This is a genomic window from Oleiphilus sp. HI0079 (assembly GCF_001635105.1).
In genome coordinates, this window is sequence record NZ_LWFT01000218.1 from 1 (window position 1) to 900 (window position 900).

Consider the following 900-nt stretch of genomic DNA (forward strand, 5'->3'; position numbering starts at 1 on the left):
AACGATTTATATATAGGTTGCACATATATTTTGGAAAAGGGAATTCATCCAGAACCCAGCCAAACCAACTATCAGTCATAAGTATCATTACCGAAAACCAGAAAGCTGCACCCTCTTGAGCCTGCAACATAAGAAGTCTGAGCTAGATATTTAAGATAAATGTTTAATCATCATATTTAGCAACCTCTTCCCTGTTCCTGTATACGGCGGGTACATAAGTGCTGTAGCCGTTAACTTATCCTCTAGCACCGAACGCTCATGAGAAAATGCCTTAAAACCAAATTCGCCATGTNAACTACCAAGTCCACTATTGTTAACTCCGCCGAAGGGTAAGTTACTTTGTAGTAGGTGAACCATATTAGTATTCACGCAAGCCCCCCCCGATGATGTTCGGCATAATATATTTTCGCTAACATCATTAGTTTCAGAATAAATATACAACGCCAGTGGTTTATGGTTTCTATTGATATGGTTAACAACCTCGTCTAAATCTCGATATGTAATAATCGGTAAGACTGGGCCGAAAATCTCTTCTTGCATCAAAGTGCAATTAATAAAGCCTTCATCCGCGAGCTTGCCACTTATCAGGGTTGGCGCTATAAAACAGTCACATATATTAACGTCACCACCGCAAATAATTTTTCCGCCGTGTTGAACAGCATCCTCTATTAGACCTTTAATACGCTGCGTATGACGTTCATTCACGATACGCCCGTAATCTTCATTATCCTTAACATTATCACCATAAAACGTAACGAGCGTCGCTTTCATATGGTCAACGAATTCTTCCGCAACGTCCTCGTGAACAAACAGATAGTCCGGTGCAACACAGGTCTGCCCATTATTAACAAATTTACCCCAAGTAATCTTGCCCGCTGACTTTTTCAGGTTGGCGCTCTT

General features: G+C 40.8%; 1 protein-coding gene. It reads right to left on the reverse strand.

Annotated features, from left to right (window positions below; all coding sequences use genetic code 11):
- Window positions 1-150: 150 nt before the first annotated feature.
- The coding region (locus A3750_RS03180) for an aldehyde dehydrogenase family protein (RefSeq protein WP_156498351.1) at window positions 151-900 on the reverse strand (750 nt) is incomplete at its 5' end.